The sequence below is a fragment of the Bacillus sp. SW14 genome, assembly GCF_047608225.1.
Lineage (GTDB): Bacteria > Bacillota > Bacilli > Bacillales > Bacillaceae > Bacillus > Bacillus subtilis_G.
On the sequence record NZ_JBLKRW010000001.1, the window covers coordinates 773402 to 787426 of the forward strand.

At 44.8% G+C, this 14025-nt stretch carries 13 protein-coding genes and 1 tRNA gene; 8 read left to right on the plus strand and 6 right to left on the minus strand.

Going from position 1 to position 14025, the window contains the following annotated elements; translation table 11 throughout:
* The first annotated feature begins 28 nt into the window (after positions 1-28).
* From mdxF to pgmB, 6 genes are read left to right on the plus strand one after another with little or no spacing between them, the layout of a single operon-like run.
* Entirely contained in the window at positions 29-1336 is a 1308-nt protein-coding gene (gene mdxF, locus ACMX2I_RS03930; RefSeq protein ID WP_414956234.1) for a maltodextrin ABC transporter permease MdxF, read from the plus strand.
* Positions 1337-2173: a maltodextrin ABC transporter permease MdxG gene (gene mdxG / locus ACMX2I_RS03935; RefSeq protein ID WP_087993791.1), complete on the plus strand. Its 837-nt coding sequence runs from the start codon at positions 1337-1339 to the stop codon at positions 2171-2173. It abuts the gene before it with no gap.
* 4 nt (positions 2174-2177) lie between these two features.
* Positions 2178-3062: a DUF1189 domain-containing protein gene (locus tag ACMX2I_RS03940; protein ID WP_414956235.1), complete on the plus strand. Its 885-nt coding sequence runs from the start codon at positions 2178-2180 to the stop codon at positions 3060-3062.
* Positions 3040-5313: a glycoside hydrolase family 65 protein gene (locus ACMX2I_RS03945; protein ID WP_414956236.1), complete on the plus strand. Its 2274-nt coding sequence runs from the start codon at positions 3040-3042 to the stop codon at positions 5311-5313. Before ACMX2I_RS03940 ends, ACMX2I_RS03945 begins: the two co-directional genes overlap by 23 nt.
* Complete coding sequence (locus tag ACMX2I_RS03950) at positions 5306-6991, plus strand: glycoside hydrolase family 13 protein (protein ID WP_414956237.1); 1686 nt, start codon at positions 5306-5308, stop codon at positions 6989-6991. The genes ACMX2I_RS03945 and ACMX2I_RS03950 overlap by 8 nt, the downstream gene beginning before the upstream one ends.
* Entirely contained in the window at positions 6988-7668 is a 681-nt protein-coding gene (gene pgmB / locus ACMX2I_RS03955) for a beta-phosphoglucomutase (protein WP_414956238.1), read from the plus strand. Before ACMX2I_RS03950 ends, pgmB begins: the two co-directional genes overlap by 4 nt.
* 51 nt (positions 7669-7719) lie before the next feature.
* Here pgmB and clpP read toward each other — a convergent pair whose 3' ends face one another.
* Positions 7720-8316 (minus strand): ATP-dependent Clp endopeptidase proteolytic subunit ClpP, encoded by a 597-nt coding sequence (gene clpP / locus ACMX2I_RS03960; RefSeq protein WP_003219849.1) that lies wholly within the window; start codon positions 8314-8316, stop codon positions 7720-7722.
* Positions 8317-8586: 270 nt separating this feature from the next.
* Here clpP and ACMX2I_RS03965 point away from each other — a divergent pair.
* Positions 8587-8662: transfer RNA gene (locus ACMX2I_RS03965), tRNA-Arg, on the plus strand.
* A 154-nt stretch (positions 8663-8816) separates the two neighbouring features.
* Entirely contained in the window at positions 8817-9332 is a 516-nt protein-coding gene (locus ACMX2I_RS03970; RefSeq protein ID WP_414956239.1) for a DUF3231 family protein, read from the plus strand.
* A gap of 35 nt (positions 9333-9367) precedes the next feature.
* Here the strand turns inward: ACMX2I_RS03970 and ACMX2I_RS03975 are convergent, their stop codons facing one another.
* The 5 genes from ACMX2I_RS03975 to ACMX2I_RS03995 form a co-directional block, all read right to left on the minus strand.
* A complete protein-coding gene (locus ACMX2I_RS03975; RefSeq protein ID WP_414956240.1) occupies positions 9368-9688 on the minus strand; it encodes a DMT family transporter in 321 nt (106 codons plus the stop codon).
* On the minus strand, positions 9688-10023 hold the full coding sequence (locus ACMX2I_RS03980; protein WP_414956241.1) for an SMR family transporter: 336 nt from the start codon (positions 10021-10023) through the stop codon (positions 9688-9690). The genes ACMX2I_RS03975 and ACMX2I_RS03980 overlap by 1 nt, the downstream gene beginning before the upstream one ends.
* Positions 10024-10105: 82 nt before the next feature.
* Positions 10106-10690, minus strand: a complete 585-nt coding sequence (locus ACMX2I_RS03985; RefSeq protein WP_087993526.1) for a TetR family transcriptional regulator — start codon at positions 10688-10690, stop codon at positions 10106-10108.
* A 94-nt stretch (positions 10691-10784) separates the two neighbouring features.
* Positions 10785-12347, minus strand: coding sequence for an aspartate/proton symporter AspP (gene aspP / locus ACMX2I_RS03990; RefSeq protein ID WP_087993525.1), 1563 nt, complete (start codon positions 12345-12347; stop codon positions 10785-10787).
* 106 nt (positions 12348-12453) lie between these two features.
* Positions 12454-14004 carry a glycoside hydrolase family 32 protein gene (locus ACMX2I_RS03995; RefSeq protein ID WP_414956242.1) on the minus strand — a complete coding sequence of 517 codons (1551 nt, stop codon included), beginning with the start codon at positions 14002-14004 and terminating at the stop codon, positions 12454-12456.
* Between the last annotated feature and the right edge of the window lie 21 nt (positions 14005-14025).

Consider the following 14025-nt stretch of genomic DNA (forward strand, 5'->3'; position numbering starts at 1 on the left):
AGCGTCCGGAAGAATAGAGGGCGAAAAAATGAATAAACACCACACACTTGCAAAGCAAAAACGAAAGGCAGGGCTTTTATCAATCATTCCAGGACTTGGGCAGATTGCGAATCAGCAGTTTTTAAAGGGGATCTTGTTTCTTGCCGTCACAGGCTTGTTTGCTTTTGAATTACACGTTTTCGGTATTCAGGCGCTCACCGGATTGATTACATTGGGAAGTGTTCCCGGTGTTGACCACTCACTGTTTATGCTGATTGAAGGCACGCTGCAATTGATCGTGACAGTGATTTTCCTCATGTTCTATATCTTTACTATTTATGATTCGCGTAAGATCGCCGCTATGAAAGCGGCGGGTTTGGAAGTCCATACAACGGCCAAGGATATGATCTGTCATGCGGGTGATAAAGGGTTTCCATATTTATTTACACTGCCGGCGTATATCATGATGGTGTTTGTGATTATTTTTCCGGTTTTGGTGACTCTGTTTGTTGCATGTACAAACTATGATTTTTATCATATCCCGCCTAACAGTCTGATTGACTGGGTCGGTTTTAAAAATTTCTTGAATATTTTTTTCCTCGGCTCCTATCGTGAAACATTTGTGAATGTACTTGGCTGGACGATCATCTGGACAATCTGTGCGACAACGCTGCAAATCATTTTGGGGATCGTGACGGCACTTTTCGTTAATCAGGATTTTATAAAAGGCAAGCGGATATTTCGAATGATTTTCTTATTGCCATGGGCTGTTCCGGCTTTCATTACAATCATGAGTTTTTCCAACATATTTAACGACAGCATAGGGGCGGTGAATGCACAGGTGATTCCTTTATTAAATCACCTGCCGTTTGTAGAGCTGCCTGCGATCGCATGGAAGACTGATCCTTTCTGGACAAAGACAGCCCTCATTATGATTCAGACGTGGCTTGGCTTTCCCTATATTTATGTCATGGTAACGGGAGTGCTTCAGGCGATTCCAGGTGAACTGTATGAAGCGGCAAAGATTGATGGCTCCACTTTTATCCAGCGTTTTCAACATATTACATTGCCAATGATTTTATTTGCGACAGCACCTGTGATGATTACCCAGTATACGTTTAATTTTAATAATTTCTCGATTATCTACTTATTTAATGAGGGAGGACCGGGCAGCGCGGGAGCCGGGGCCGGGTCGACCGATATCTTAATTTCGTGGATTTATAAACTGACAACAGGCACATCACCGCAATATTCCGTTGCGGCGGCTGTTACACTGTTAATTTCTTTCATTGTCATTGGAATTTCCCTGATTGCTTTCAAAAAATCGAATGCTTTTGGCAATGAGGAGGTTATGTAAGTGAACGCGGGAACGGCCAGAATGCTGAATAGAATCTGTACGTATTTATTTTTGACGCTGTTAAGTATAGTCATTATATATCCATTGCTGATTACGGCATCATCCGCTTTCCGTGTGGGAAATGCGGCGGCTTTTCAGCTTGATTTTTCGGGTTCGTGGACTTTAGATCATTTTAGGCGGCTATTTGACGAGACGCTTTACCTTCATTGGTACAGTAATACACTTATCATCGCGTTATCGGTCATGGTCTTGCAGGTTACGATCGTGACGCTTGCCGGATATACGTACAGCCGCTATCGGTTTGCAGGCCGAAAAAAGAGCCTGGTCTTCTTTCTCATCATTCAAATGGTGCCGACGATGGCAGCGCTTACTGCTTTTTATGTCCTAGCGATGCTGATAGGCGCACTCGATCAGTACTGGTTTTTGACAGCGATCTATATCGGCGGCGGAATTCCGATGAACACGTGGCTGATGAAAGGTTATTTTGATACTGTGCCGAGAGAAATTGATGAAGCGGCGCGAATTGATGGAGCGGGACATCTGAGGATTTTCGCATCAATTGTTCTCCCACTTGTTAAGCCGATGCTTGCAGTACAAGCGCTTTGGGCGTTCATGGCGCCGTTCGGCGACTATTTGCTGGCGAAGTTTTTGCTCCGCTCACCGGAAAGGCTGACCATCGCTGTAGGATTGCAGTCCTTTATTTCAAATCCGCAGCAGCAAAAAGTCGCCCTGTTTGCAGCCGGAGCTATACTGGCCGCATTGCCGATATGCGTCTTATTCTTTTTTCTCCAAAAGAACTTTGTGTCCGGGCTGACAGCCGGCGGAACAAAGGGGTAATTCGATGAAGAATCTACAAAAAGAAAGTTTTATAATCCGCTGCCTAAAAGCGGCTGCGTCTCCATCAGGTGTATGCCGTTACGGGAATACATTCAGCTGGCTGCAGCTCTGTTTTCTCTTTATGTTTTTAACGGCCTGCTTGATGGCGCCGATTACGATTTCGTTTATGAAAATGGATCGCTTCAGTGTTACATCTTTCATGCCGTCAGCGATTCAAAAGCTTAATCATCAATTTGCTGATCAATTACAAGGTTATCAAATCAGAAACGGAAAACTGACGGGCGGAAAGAGCTCTGATCGAATTGAAGAGGGAGAGAGTTTGCTGGCAATTGATATGAAGCATGAATATCAGGTAAGCGGTGAAAATGGGCGATTGAAAGTGACCGGATATGATAACGCCATCGTCTTTCAATCCGATCAACTGGTGATTATCGATCAAAACGGAACGGGGTTTTCTGTTGGCTATGCGAAAATGGACGCTGAGTTTAAGAAACCGAACGTCCATGATATAGAGGCTTTGATCGATACATTGTGGCTGGCACAGTATAAGCCGATGATCATGATGCTGGCATATGCGGTGATTTTTGTGATTCAGCTATTTGTAACGGCTGTTCTTGCGGGGGGCCTCTGGATCACAAAAATATCAAACATGATCTCTATTGCGTCATTCAAGGAAGCGGCATCTGCGGCGGTTTGCGCATCCGCACTGCCGGCATTTGCCGCAGCTGTTATCGGTATGGTTCATTTTAACTTGATCACTGTATTGATGATCCATTCGTGCGGCGTCACTTTGATGATCTCTTTTGCGTTTAGATATTTGACGAAAACCCGCCGTGATCATGGAAACTTACATTCGGGAGGAAATTATGACAAATCAGCGGTTATTTGAGATTGATGAATGGAAAGTCAAAACACATACATTTCGAAAGGAACATACACGGCTGCAGGAGAGCCTGACTTCTCTTGCCAACGGCTATATGGGAGTCAGAGGAAATTTTGAAGAAGGCTATTCAGGCGACAGTCACCAAGGCACATATATTGCAGGCGTGTGGTTCCCTGACAAAACGCGAGTAGGCTGGTGGAAAAACGGGTATCCGGAGTATTTCGGAAAAGTGATCAATGCGATGAACTTTATTGGCATAGACTTATATATTGATGGTGAAAAAGTCGATCTTTATCAAAACCCAATCGAATCATTTGAGTTAGAACTTAATATGAAAGAGGGGATTCTGCGGAGAAGCGCTGTTGTCCGTATTCAGGATAAAACCGTTAGAATCAGAGCGGAGCGATTTATTAGCCTTGCCGTAAAAGAGCTTTGCGCGATTCATTATGAAGCGGAGTGCCTGACAGAAGACGCTGTCATTACACTTGTTCCTTACTTGGACGGAAATGTCGCAAATGAAGATTCGAACTACCAAGAACAATTTTGGCAGGAAGAAGCGAAAGGGGCTGATTCTCACAGCGGTCATTTAGCGGCAAAAACGATCGAAAATCCATTTGAAACACCGCGCTTTACCGTTTCAGCCGCAATGGCAAACGTAACAGAGGGCTTTGTCAATGAAAGCTATAAAACAGCTGAAATGTATGTCGAGAACCGCTACAGTTACCAAACGAAGGCTTCTTTGAAAAAGTTTATTATTGTCACGACTTCCCGTGATTGTCGTGAGGCAGAGCTTTTAGCGAAAGCCAAGGAGCTTTTGGCGGGTGTACTTGAGAACGGATATGAAGAAGCAAAACGAAGGCACATTGAACAATGGAAGGAAAGGTGGGCAAAAGCGGACATAGAGATTAAAGGGGATGAGGAACTTCAGCAAGGAATCCGCTACAATATCTTTCAGTTATTCTCGACATATTACGGTGGCGATGCCCGTTTGAATATCGGGCCGAAAGGATTTACTGGTGAAAAATACGGAGGCGCAGCCTATTGGGATACGGAGGCGTACGCGGTTCCGATGTATTTGGCGACAGCCGAACCAGAGGTGACGAAAAACCTGCTTTTGTACCGCTATCATCATTTGGAGGCAGCGAAACGGAATGCCGCCAAACTGGGGATGAAAGGGGCACTTTACCCGATGGTGACCTTTACAGGCGATGAATGCCACAATGAATGGGAGATCACCTTTGAAGAAATTCACCGCAATGGCGCGATCTGTTATGCGATCTGCAATTACGTCCAATATACAGGTGACCATGACTATATAAAGGAATACGGGATAGACGTTCTTGTGGAAGTCAGCAGGTTTTGGGCAGACCGCGTTCACTTCTCGAAACGAAAAAACAAGTATATGATCCACGGCGTCACAGGGCCGAATGAATACGAAAACAATGTCAACAACAATTGGTATACAAATGTCATTGCGGCTTGGACGTTGGAATATACATTGGAAAATCTCGAAAGGGTTTCAGCGGAAAAACGCCGCCTGCTTGATGTGCAGGAAGAAGAACTGAACGTCTGGAGAAAAATCATCCAGCACATGTACTATCCGTATAGTGAAGAACTGCAAATTTTCATTCAGCATGACACATTCTTGGACAAAGACCTGCGATCAGCGGATGAATTAGATCCAGCTGAGCGGCCTCTTTATCAGAATTGGTCCTGGGACAAGATTCTCCGCTCCAATTTTATTAAACAGGCAGATGTGCTTCAAGGCATTTATCTGTTTCATGACCGTTTTACGATGGAAGAAAAACGGCGAAATTTTGAATTTTATGAACCGATGACTGTTCATGAATCAAGCCTGTCACCCTCTGTCCATGCCGTTCTCGCAGCCGAACTTAAGATGGAAAAGAAAGCGCTTGAATTATATAAGCGTACAGCAAGGCTTGATCTTGACAATTATAATCATGACACGGAGGAAGGTCTGCACATCACATCAATGACGGGAAGCTGGCTCGCGATCGTTCAGGGCTTTGCAGGCATGCGCATCGCGAATGAGACGCTGTCATTTGCCCCGTTTTTGCCGAAAGAATGGGACAGATATTCGTTCAAAATCAATTATCGAAACAGGTTAATCAATATTACGGTTGATGAACTGAGCGCCGTCTTTGAGCTTGTAAAAGGCGAGCCGCTGCACATGAAAGTGTATGAGGAACCAGTTGTCCTAAATGGACGATGTGAAAGGAGCACGCCTGATGAATGAATGGTGGAAAGAAGCTGTCGTTTATCAAATTTACCCGCGCAGTTTTTATGATGCCAATGGAGATGGATTCGGGGATTTGCAAGGTGTGATTCAAAAGCTGGATTACATCAAATATCTCGGGGCGGATGTGATCTGGCTCTCCCCGGTGTTTGATTCCCCGCAGGATGACAACGGCTATGATATCAGCGACTACAGAAACATGTACGAAAAATTTGGGACAAATGAAGATATGTTTCAGCTGATTGATGAAGTGCACCAACGCGGAATGAAAATCATCATGGATTTGGTTGTGAACCACACGTCGGATGAGCATGCCTGGTTTGCTGAAAGCCGCAAGTCGAAGGATAATCCTTACCGGGATTATTATTTTTGGAAAGACCCTAAACCGGACGGCTCAGAGCCGAATAATTGGGGGTCGATCTTCTCAGGCCCGGCGTGGACAATTGATGAAGGGACAGGGCAGTATTATTTGCACTACTTTTCAAAAAAGCAGCCTGATTTAAATTGGGAAAATGAAGCGGTGCGCCGGGAAGTTTATGATGTGATGAGATTTTGGATGGATAAAGGCGTTGACGGCTGGCGGATGGATGTGATCGGCTCTATTTCCAAGTATACTGATTTTCCGAACTACGAAACAGATAACATCCGCAGCTATATCGTCGGCCGTTATCATTCGAATGGCCCCCGCCTTCATGAATTTATTCAGGAGATGAACAAGGAAGTGCTTTCTCATTACGACTGCATGACGGTCGGGGAGGCAAACGGCTCTGATATTGAAGAGGCGAAAAAGTATACAGATGCAAGCAGGCAAGAGCTGAATATGATTTTCACATTTGAACATATGGATATTGATACAGAACAACACTCGCCAAACGGGAAATGGCAGATCAAGCCGTTTGATTTGATTGCTTTAAAAAAGACGATGACAAGGTGGCAGACCGGGTTAATGAATGTCGGCTGGAATACCCTGTATTTTGAAAACCATGATCAGCCGAGGGTTATTTCACGCTGGGGCAATGACGGTAAGCTGCGAAAGCAGTGTGCAAAAGCATTTGCAACGGTTCTCCATGGCATGAAAGGAACGCCGTTTATTTACCAGGGAGAAGAAATCGGTATGGTCAACAGTGATATGCCGCTGGAGATGTATGATGATCTTGAAATAAAAAATGCGTATCGTGAACTAGTCGTCGAAAACAAAACGATGCCGGAAAAAGAATTTTTACAAGCCGTGATGAAAAAAGGAAGGGATCATGCCAGAACACCGATGCAATGGGATGTCGAAAAACATGCGGGATTCACAGCCGGAGCCCCTTGGATAGCAGTAAATTCCCGCTATCAAGAGATAAATGTGAAGGAGTCCTTGGAAGACCAAGATTCGATTTTCTATTACTATCAGAAGCTCATTCAATTACGAAAGCAATACAAGACCATCATATATGGAGATTATCAGCTGCTGAAGGAGAATGATCCGCAAGTCTTTTCTTATCTCCGTGAATACCAAGGGGAAAAGCTTCTCGTCGTTGTGAATTTGTCGGAAGACAAGGCTCTGTTCGAAGCGCCTCCTGAACTGGCCCGTGAGCATTGGAAAGTGCTGATTTCCAACTATCCGCAGGAGCCGGCTGACTTAAAATGCATTTGCCTCGAACCTTATGAAGCTGTGATGGGCATTAGCATATGAAAGCGGCCATTTTTGATTTAGACGGTGTGATAACAGATACCGCTGAATATCATTATCTCGCTTGGAAGCATATCGCGGAACAAATCGATATTCCCTTTAACAGAAGTGTGAATGAAAGCCTAAAAGGAATCAGCAGAGCAGAGTCACTTGAAAGCATACTTATCATTGGCGGTGCGCAAACAAAGTATACAAATGCGGAGAAACAAGAACTTATGGATCAAAAAAACCAATACTATCAAATGTTGATCAGCAAATTGACGCCGGAAGATCTTTTGCCGGGAATCGGCAGGTTTCTTTGTGAATTAAAAGGTGAAAATATAAAAATCGGGTTAGCGTCTTCAAGCCGTAATGCTCCCGCGATTTTAAAACGTTTGGAGATTATGGATGATTTTCATGCCATTGTTGACCCTACAGCTCTCGCGAAGGGAAAACCTGATCCCGAAATCTTTCTAACAGCCGCAGCGCTGCTCGGCGTTTCCCCTGCTGATTGTGCGGCAATAGAAGACGCTGAAGCAGGGATTTCCGCAATTAAATCTGCCGGGATGTTTGCGGTGGGAGTCGGTCATGAACAGTCAATGCTTGATGCCGATCTGATTGTGAGACAAACCAGTGATTTGACGCTTGAACTGTTGAACGAAGAATGGGTGCAGTATGGAATAAGAAAGATTAAAGAATGAATTCATAAATGAAAAAACCTGCAAGAGACATAGCTCTTGCAGGTTACAGTATTACTTTTGCTCTTCTGTGTTGCGAGTCAGAATTTTATCAATCAGGCCGTATTCAAGCGCTTCTTCAGCAGACTTGAAGTTATCGCGGTCTGTGTCGCGTTCGATTACTTCAAGCGGCTGGCCAGTACGTTCAGCAAGAACTTTATTTAATTTGTCACGAAGCAAGAGAATGCGTTTCGCGGCAATTTCAATTTCTGTCGCCTGGCCTTGCGCACCGCCAAGCGGCTGGTGAATCATGACTTCACTGTTTGGAAGCGCATAGCGTTTGCCTTTTTCTCCGGCGGCAAGCAGGAACGCGCCCATTGATGCAGCCATACCGATACAAATGGTGGATACTTTCGGCTTAATAAACTGCATGGTATCATAGATCGCCATACCGGCTGTAATAGAGCCGCCCGGGCTGTTGATGTAAATAGAAATATCTTTTTCAGGGTCTTCCGCTTCTAAGAATAAAAGCTGTGACACGATGGAGTTCGCAACGTTGTCATCAATCGCAGATCCAAGCATGATGATACGATCCTTTAATAGACGAGAATAAATGTCATACGCTCTTTCCCCGCGGTTCGTTTGTTCAATGACTGTAGGTATTAAATTCATAATGCTCCTCCTTCACCTTTTAGGTAAGTATGTAGTTACATGATACATTTTTGGTCAATAAAGGTCAAACAAAAAGCTGGCTTGACACGCAAAGTCTTCTCTTTTTCCCATTTTCCCCAAATTTATATGGGTTCAAACCATCGTATGTCAGATTGCCAAATAAGATGATGTGTTAGATGTGAAAAACGGCCTCTTGAAATAGAGGGTTGTTATTTGAAGGGAATTATCGTATAATGAGTTGTGCTGACGTTCTCATCACGCAGTGAATATGCGCTCGTAGCTCAGTTGGATAGAGCGGTGGTTTCCGGTACCACGTCTGTCGGGGGTTCGAATCCCTCCGAGCGCGTCCAATAGAACAACAGGAAAGACAAGGGTTTGGCACTTTGCCGCTCTTGTCTTTTTTGTTTTATGTTAAAAATTTTTTCTCATCGGAACATAAATTTTCCTCCTGCTGGGCACTTTATGAAATGTGCGATATTGAATTTACAAGGAGGATCAATATGGGTATTTTAAGCGGAAATCCGCAAGAGGAACCGATGCATTACGGTGAGGTTTTCAGCTTGTGGAGTTATGTAATGGCAGGCAATAAAATGGTCGGCAATTACCAGATGTTATTGAATCATGTCGGTGATGACGATTTGAAAAAGCTGCTTCATGAGGCCATTGAGAAGTGCCAGGATGAAATGAAACAAGTCAGCAGCATCCTGAAGGAAAACGGTGTGGCGCTCCCGCCGGCTTCTCCTGAACCGCCGGCAGCGGATCTTAAAGATATTCCGACGGGTGCGCGGTTTCTCGATCCGGATGTGGCGGTCTCTGCGGCAGCGCAAAATGCTGCAGGCCTTGTGGCATGCAGCAAAATTATGGGTGAGTCAATTCGTGAGGATATTGCCATGATGTTTGGGCAATTCCATTTATCGAAAGCGGCAATGGGAGCAAAATACTTAAGGCTGCTAAAAAACAAAGGCTGGCTCATCCCGCCGCCGCTTCATCTTCACAACCATCAAGACGAAGCTTAATGGCAAGGGCATATACAGCTGTATGTGCCCTTATCTTATGATGAAGCCGTAAGACGCAGGCCGATGACGCCAGCGAGGATAAGGCAAAGAGAAATCACTTGTGAAAGCTGAAACCGCTCCTTAAACCAGACAAAGCCAACCGCCGAAACGCCAATGCTGCCAATGCCGGTCCAGACGGCATAAGCGACTCCGGCAGGCAGGATCCGCATCGCTTGTGAAAGGCAGTAAAAGGATAAGCCAAATCCAACAGTCATCACAATAATCGGCCATTTTTTTCTTGTTCCGTCTACATATTTCATGGCAACGGCAGCTATAACTTCTTCTATGCCGGCAATCACTAATAAAAACCATGCCATTACGAGTCACCTCCCGACTGCGTTTTGCTTTCTTTCGTGAATAGCTTCATTCCTAAAATGCCGGCCAGCAATAAAGCTAAAAAGAACATTTGGGCTGCTGAGAAGGATTCGCCCAAAACAATTCCAGTGATATATGTTCCGACGGTTCCGATTCCGACAAATACAGTGTACGCCGCGGCCATCGGGATTTTTTGATAAGAGCGGATTAACAGGATAAAGCTGACCGCGATCAAAATAAAAATAATGAACCAATCCAAAAGCGAATCGGCATGTTTGAGGGAAGAGGCCCAAACAACTTCTAAAAGCCCTGCAATGAAAACAAGCACCCAATTCAAATGAAACACCTCTCTATTTTTATGAATGAACGTCAGTCATTTTTGAGGCATTAAAAAATGAGCGGTTTTACCCAGTCATTTTTTACGCTGCAGCTAAGCTTCGTTTTAAGAAAGTAAAGATTTCTTTTTTATACACTTCAACATTTTCATCTTGTTCAAACCCGATATAGAATCGTTCTGCTGTGTTCTCGACCAAGTTAATAATCGTTTTGGCCGTCCATTTTGCATTGATTTCTTCAGTTACCTCGCGGCTTTCAATCGCCTTATGAATGATTTTTTCGAGCCAGGAATAATAAGGCTGATAGATCGTCTCCCATTTTTCCATGGAGTGGTCGATCGCAAGCCCGGAGTAACAGAGGATGATAATATCCTTATGGCGTTCTGTAATGAGAAATGTCTCATCAATTAATATGTCTAAAACAGTCCAAAAATCCTCGTCTCCATGCAGCCTTCCTTTGATTTGATCCAGCGTAAGGGTGAGAAGATTTTCTGCGATTGCCGGAATGAGGGCGTTTTTAGATGAGAAGTACAAATAGAACGTTCCTTGTGCAGTGCCGGCCTTTTTGACAATATCAGAAATAGAGGCTTTGTCGAGACCTTTTTCAGATATAACGTCAATGGCAGCGTGCAGAATTTTTTCATATTTGCCCGAAGTTTGTTTTGGCATAAGGAACACCTCCTGTAATGACTGACTATCATTCATTTTATCTCGGGTATGTGCGTTTGTAAAGAATAAAGAAGCAAGAAAACCTCTTGCTTCTTTATTTATCATAATCAATAGCGGCTTTCGGGAGCCCGGTATACTTTGCCCAGTAGTAAATCGCAAGTGAGCCGATGGCGACCAAAATAAGGTCGACGGGATTGCTGATAATGCCTAAACCATGTCCGAAAGAACCGATGTAGGAAAAGACCAGCATCATGATATAAAACCCGATAAGCCACCACGCTGATTTCAGCTGCTGGGCCAGACTGACATCTTCTTGAGGCGCATATTTGCTGAAACAGAGATAGACCAAAAACATGATGAGCTGTGAACCGAGCAGCCAGGAAACGGTCGTCCATCCTGACCAGTAAACGATAAACGCCGTGAAAATAAAGGAAAGCGGCCCGATAATACCCATCCCTTTTAAATAAAACGGCCTGTTTAAATCCTTCGCATTGACCCTCAGCGCTGCTGAACAAATGGGTGCAATCGCATAAGAAAGGATGAGCGCTACAGAACAGACATTGACGAGTGCGTTCCACGAAGGGAAGGGGAGCGTCCAGAAAATGGACAAGGCAAATGAAAGCCAGAGTGAAGCACGGGGGGTTCCCGTTTCTTTATTGACCTTTGAAAATATGCCAAATAATGTGCCGTTCCGCGCCCAGGCGTAGACGAGGCGAGATGTCGTATTCATAAAAATATTCCCGTTTCCTCCCGGAGACAGAATGGCGTCTAAAATGACAAGCGTTGCAAGCCAGCCTAAACCAAGCATGACCGCAATATCTTTAAACGGCAGTGAGAACTCCCGTCCGATTGCGGGCCAGCCATTTTTAAGCGTTTCTGTCGGAATTGCACCAATAAAGGTGACTTGCAAAACAGTGTAAATGATGGTGGAAACAATGATGCAAACGATTAAAGCGATCGGGATGTTGCGTTTTGGATTTCGCACTTCGCCTGCAACAGCCACAATCGGGTGCAGGCCAAGATACGCAAACATTACGCCGCCTGTCGATATCGCAGCCTGAATACCTGTAAAACCGAACGGTGCAAATCCTTCAACAGATAAATTCTGCGGGTTAAAATGAAAGATCAGCACGATAATGATGGTAATCGGTACAATATATTTAAAAATCGATATGATGAAATTTGCCTTAGCGAATGTTTTGACGCTCCAATAATTCAGCAGGAAAAACAAGCAGAGCAAGGCAAACTGTAAGAGCCAGCCGGCAATGGTCGGTGAATCAGAGCCTTCTTTGGTCAGGCCGGGAAACCAATAGGCCACGTATTGCCGGACTGCCGTGACTTCAATCGAAATCAGGCTTGTGTAAGCGACGATTGTGACAAATGAAATTAAATAGCCGACAAGGTGGCCATGTGAATAAACGGGGTATCGAATGATGCCTCCGGTACGGGGCAGGGCAGCTCCAAGCTCCGCGTATACGAGCCCGATTAACAGAATGATGGCTCCGCCGATGATCCAGGAAAAAGCGCCGGAGGGTCCCGCTTTAGATGCGACATTACTGACAGCGAACAGCCACGCTGATCCAAAGATGGCTCCCATCCCAATCAAAATCAGATCAAACAGCGACATTGATTTTTGAAAATTTCCTTGTTTAGACATCCGCTTCCTCCTTAGCAACCAGCCTTATATTCCTTACAATGCCCAATATGCAACAGAGAATACCGCTCTAATAAAAAACAGATGCAGCCTGCGCTGCATCTGTTTTTTATTCATGAATCGTATCGAAGTGTTTCACCGTTATATTTTTAAATGAGGCTGTGCCTCCTTCAGAATAAAGGGTAATGCCTTTATCTTCGGGTTTTGGAAACACTTGATTTGAAAAAACGGTTTTCCCGTCGCCGACAAATACTTCTATTGTTGTTTTATCGGCGAGAATTTTCAAATGGGCCTTCTGTTTGCTTACATCGAAGGGAGCCTTGCTTTCAACATAGGTGTTGCTGTTGTCAGGCTGATTTGTAGCCGCTCTGTTGACATATGCATAGCCGTCTTCGGCGAAAATGCCGACATCAATATGGCGTTTTTGGTCTTTCGATTCTCTCAGTCTGACGCCTGCGTTCTTTAGCTCTGACCAAGAAAGATCCATATCAAGCTGGTACGTATCACCAGTGATCGACAGTGTTTTTGATCCGCTCACATCCTGATCCTCTACTTTGTCAGTTGAAACGGTCAGCTGCTCCAAAGCTTCGGTCGGCTGTGAGACGAGGCTGTATGTGCCGTCCTGCTCCTGCAGCCGGAGTTCGCGTATGACAGAATCTGTGCCGTTAAAGCCGTTCTTCATTGTCGGTGTGTTGTTGGCGTAATCCCAATTGTTCATCCAGGCAAGCGCATACCGCTTTTCTAATGGATCTGTGTTTTTGCCGTCTTCGAACGTCACGCCGCCGTACCAGTCAAAGCCGTAGTCAAGCCATTGGGCTTCGGTTTGATCCGCTGTAAATTCTTTTCCGTCAAAGCTTCCGGTCCAGTAGGCGTACGTATTTGGTTTGCCCCACGGTTTGCCGTTCGCACTCGCGCCGAGAACCCATTTAGTCGTTCCATCGCTTGCCCGCATCATGTAGAGGTCAGGACATTCCACAATTCCCGCCTGCTCCGTTAAGAATCCGCTTGTGTAATGCCAGTCCTTTAGATTATCGGATTCATAAAAGCCGATTTTTGTTCCTTCAGCCATGGCTATGACCCATTTGTTATTCTGGTCATCCCATATGACTTTCGGGTCTCTGAAATCGTCTGTGCCGGGATTAGGCATAACGGGATTATCACTATAGGACTTAAATGATTTTCCTTTGTCTGTGCTGTACCACAAATGTTGCTCCTGTTTTTTATCTTTGGCTGAAGGCTGGGTCACGATTGCGACGAGCGCGTTTTTCCCGAATCCGGCTGTGTTTTCTTTATCGAGCACGACAGAACCGGTCCAAATGTCCCCGTCTGGGTTTGTGTATTTCGGGATCGCCACGCCTTCATCGGTCCAGTGCACCAAGTCCTCTGATACGGCATGGCGCCATTCTGTGCCGTTCCCGTTTGGGTAATCCCGGTTATAAAGGTAGAAATAATGATACTTGCCTTCAAAATAGACCGGTTTTTGGGGATCATTTTTCCATTTATCCGGCGTCGTAAAATGATAGGCCGCCCGGTAGTCCGGCTTCTGTGTTGTTTTTGTTTTTTTGACAGGTTCTTCGTTTGGCAATAAGTTGATAAACAGCAATATTCCTAAAAAGCTCAGGATTACTGTTAGCCATTTGCCTGTTTTTTTATAGTTCATCTGGGATTCACCTTTATGATG

Coding starts and splice junctions, on each gene's coding strand:
- ACMX2I_RS03985 (WP_087993526.1), bottom strand. CDS start 10,690: ATGCCAAAACAAACTTCGGGCAAATATGAAAAAATTCTGCACGCTGCC.
- ACMX2I_RS03940 (WP_414956235.1), top strand. CDS start 2,178: ATGAAGAATCTACAAAAAGAAAGTTTTATAATCCGCTGCCTAAAAGCG.
- mdxF (WP_414956234.1), top strand. CDS start 29: ATGAATAAACACCACACACTTGCAAAGCAAAAACGAAAGGCAGGGCTT.
- clpP (WP_003219849.1), bottom strand. CDS start 8,316: ATGAATTTAATACCTACAGTCATTGAACAAACGAACCGCGGGGAAAGA.
- ACMX2I_RS03950 (WP_414956237.1), top strand. CDS start 5,306: ATGAATGAATGGTGGAAAGAAGCTGTCGTTTATCAAATTTACCCGCGC.
- ACMX2I_RS03975 (WP_414956240.1), bottom strand. CDS start 9,688: ATGGCATGGTTTTTATTAGTGATTGCCGGCATAGAAGAAGTTATAGCT.
- pgmB (WP_414956238.1), top strand. CDS start 6,988: ATGAAAGCGGCCATTTTTGATTTAGACGGTGTGATAACAGATACCGCT.
- ACMX2I_RS03995 (WP_414956242.1), bottom strand. CDS start 14,004: ATGAACTATAAAAAAACAGGCAAATGGCTAACAGTAATCCTGAGCTTT.
- ACMX2I_RS03945 (WP_414956236.1), top strand. CDS start 3,040: ATGACAAATCAGCGGTTATTTGAGATTGATGAATGGAAAGTCAAAACA.
- ACMX2I_RS03970 (WP_414956239.1), top strand. CDS start 8,817: ATGGGTATTTTAAGCGGAAATCCGCAAGAGGAACCGATGCATTACGGT.
- aspP (WP_087993525.1), bottom strand. CDS start 12,347: ATGTCTAAACAAGGAAATTTTCAAAAATCAATGTCGCTGTTTGATCTG.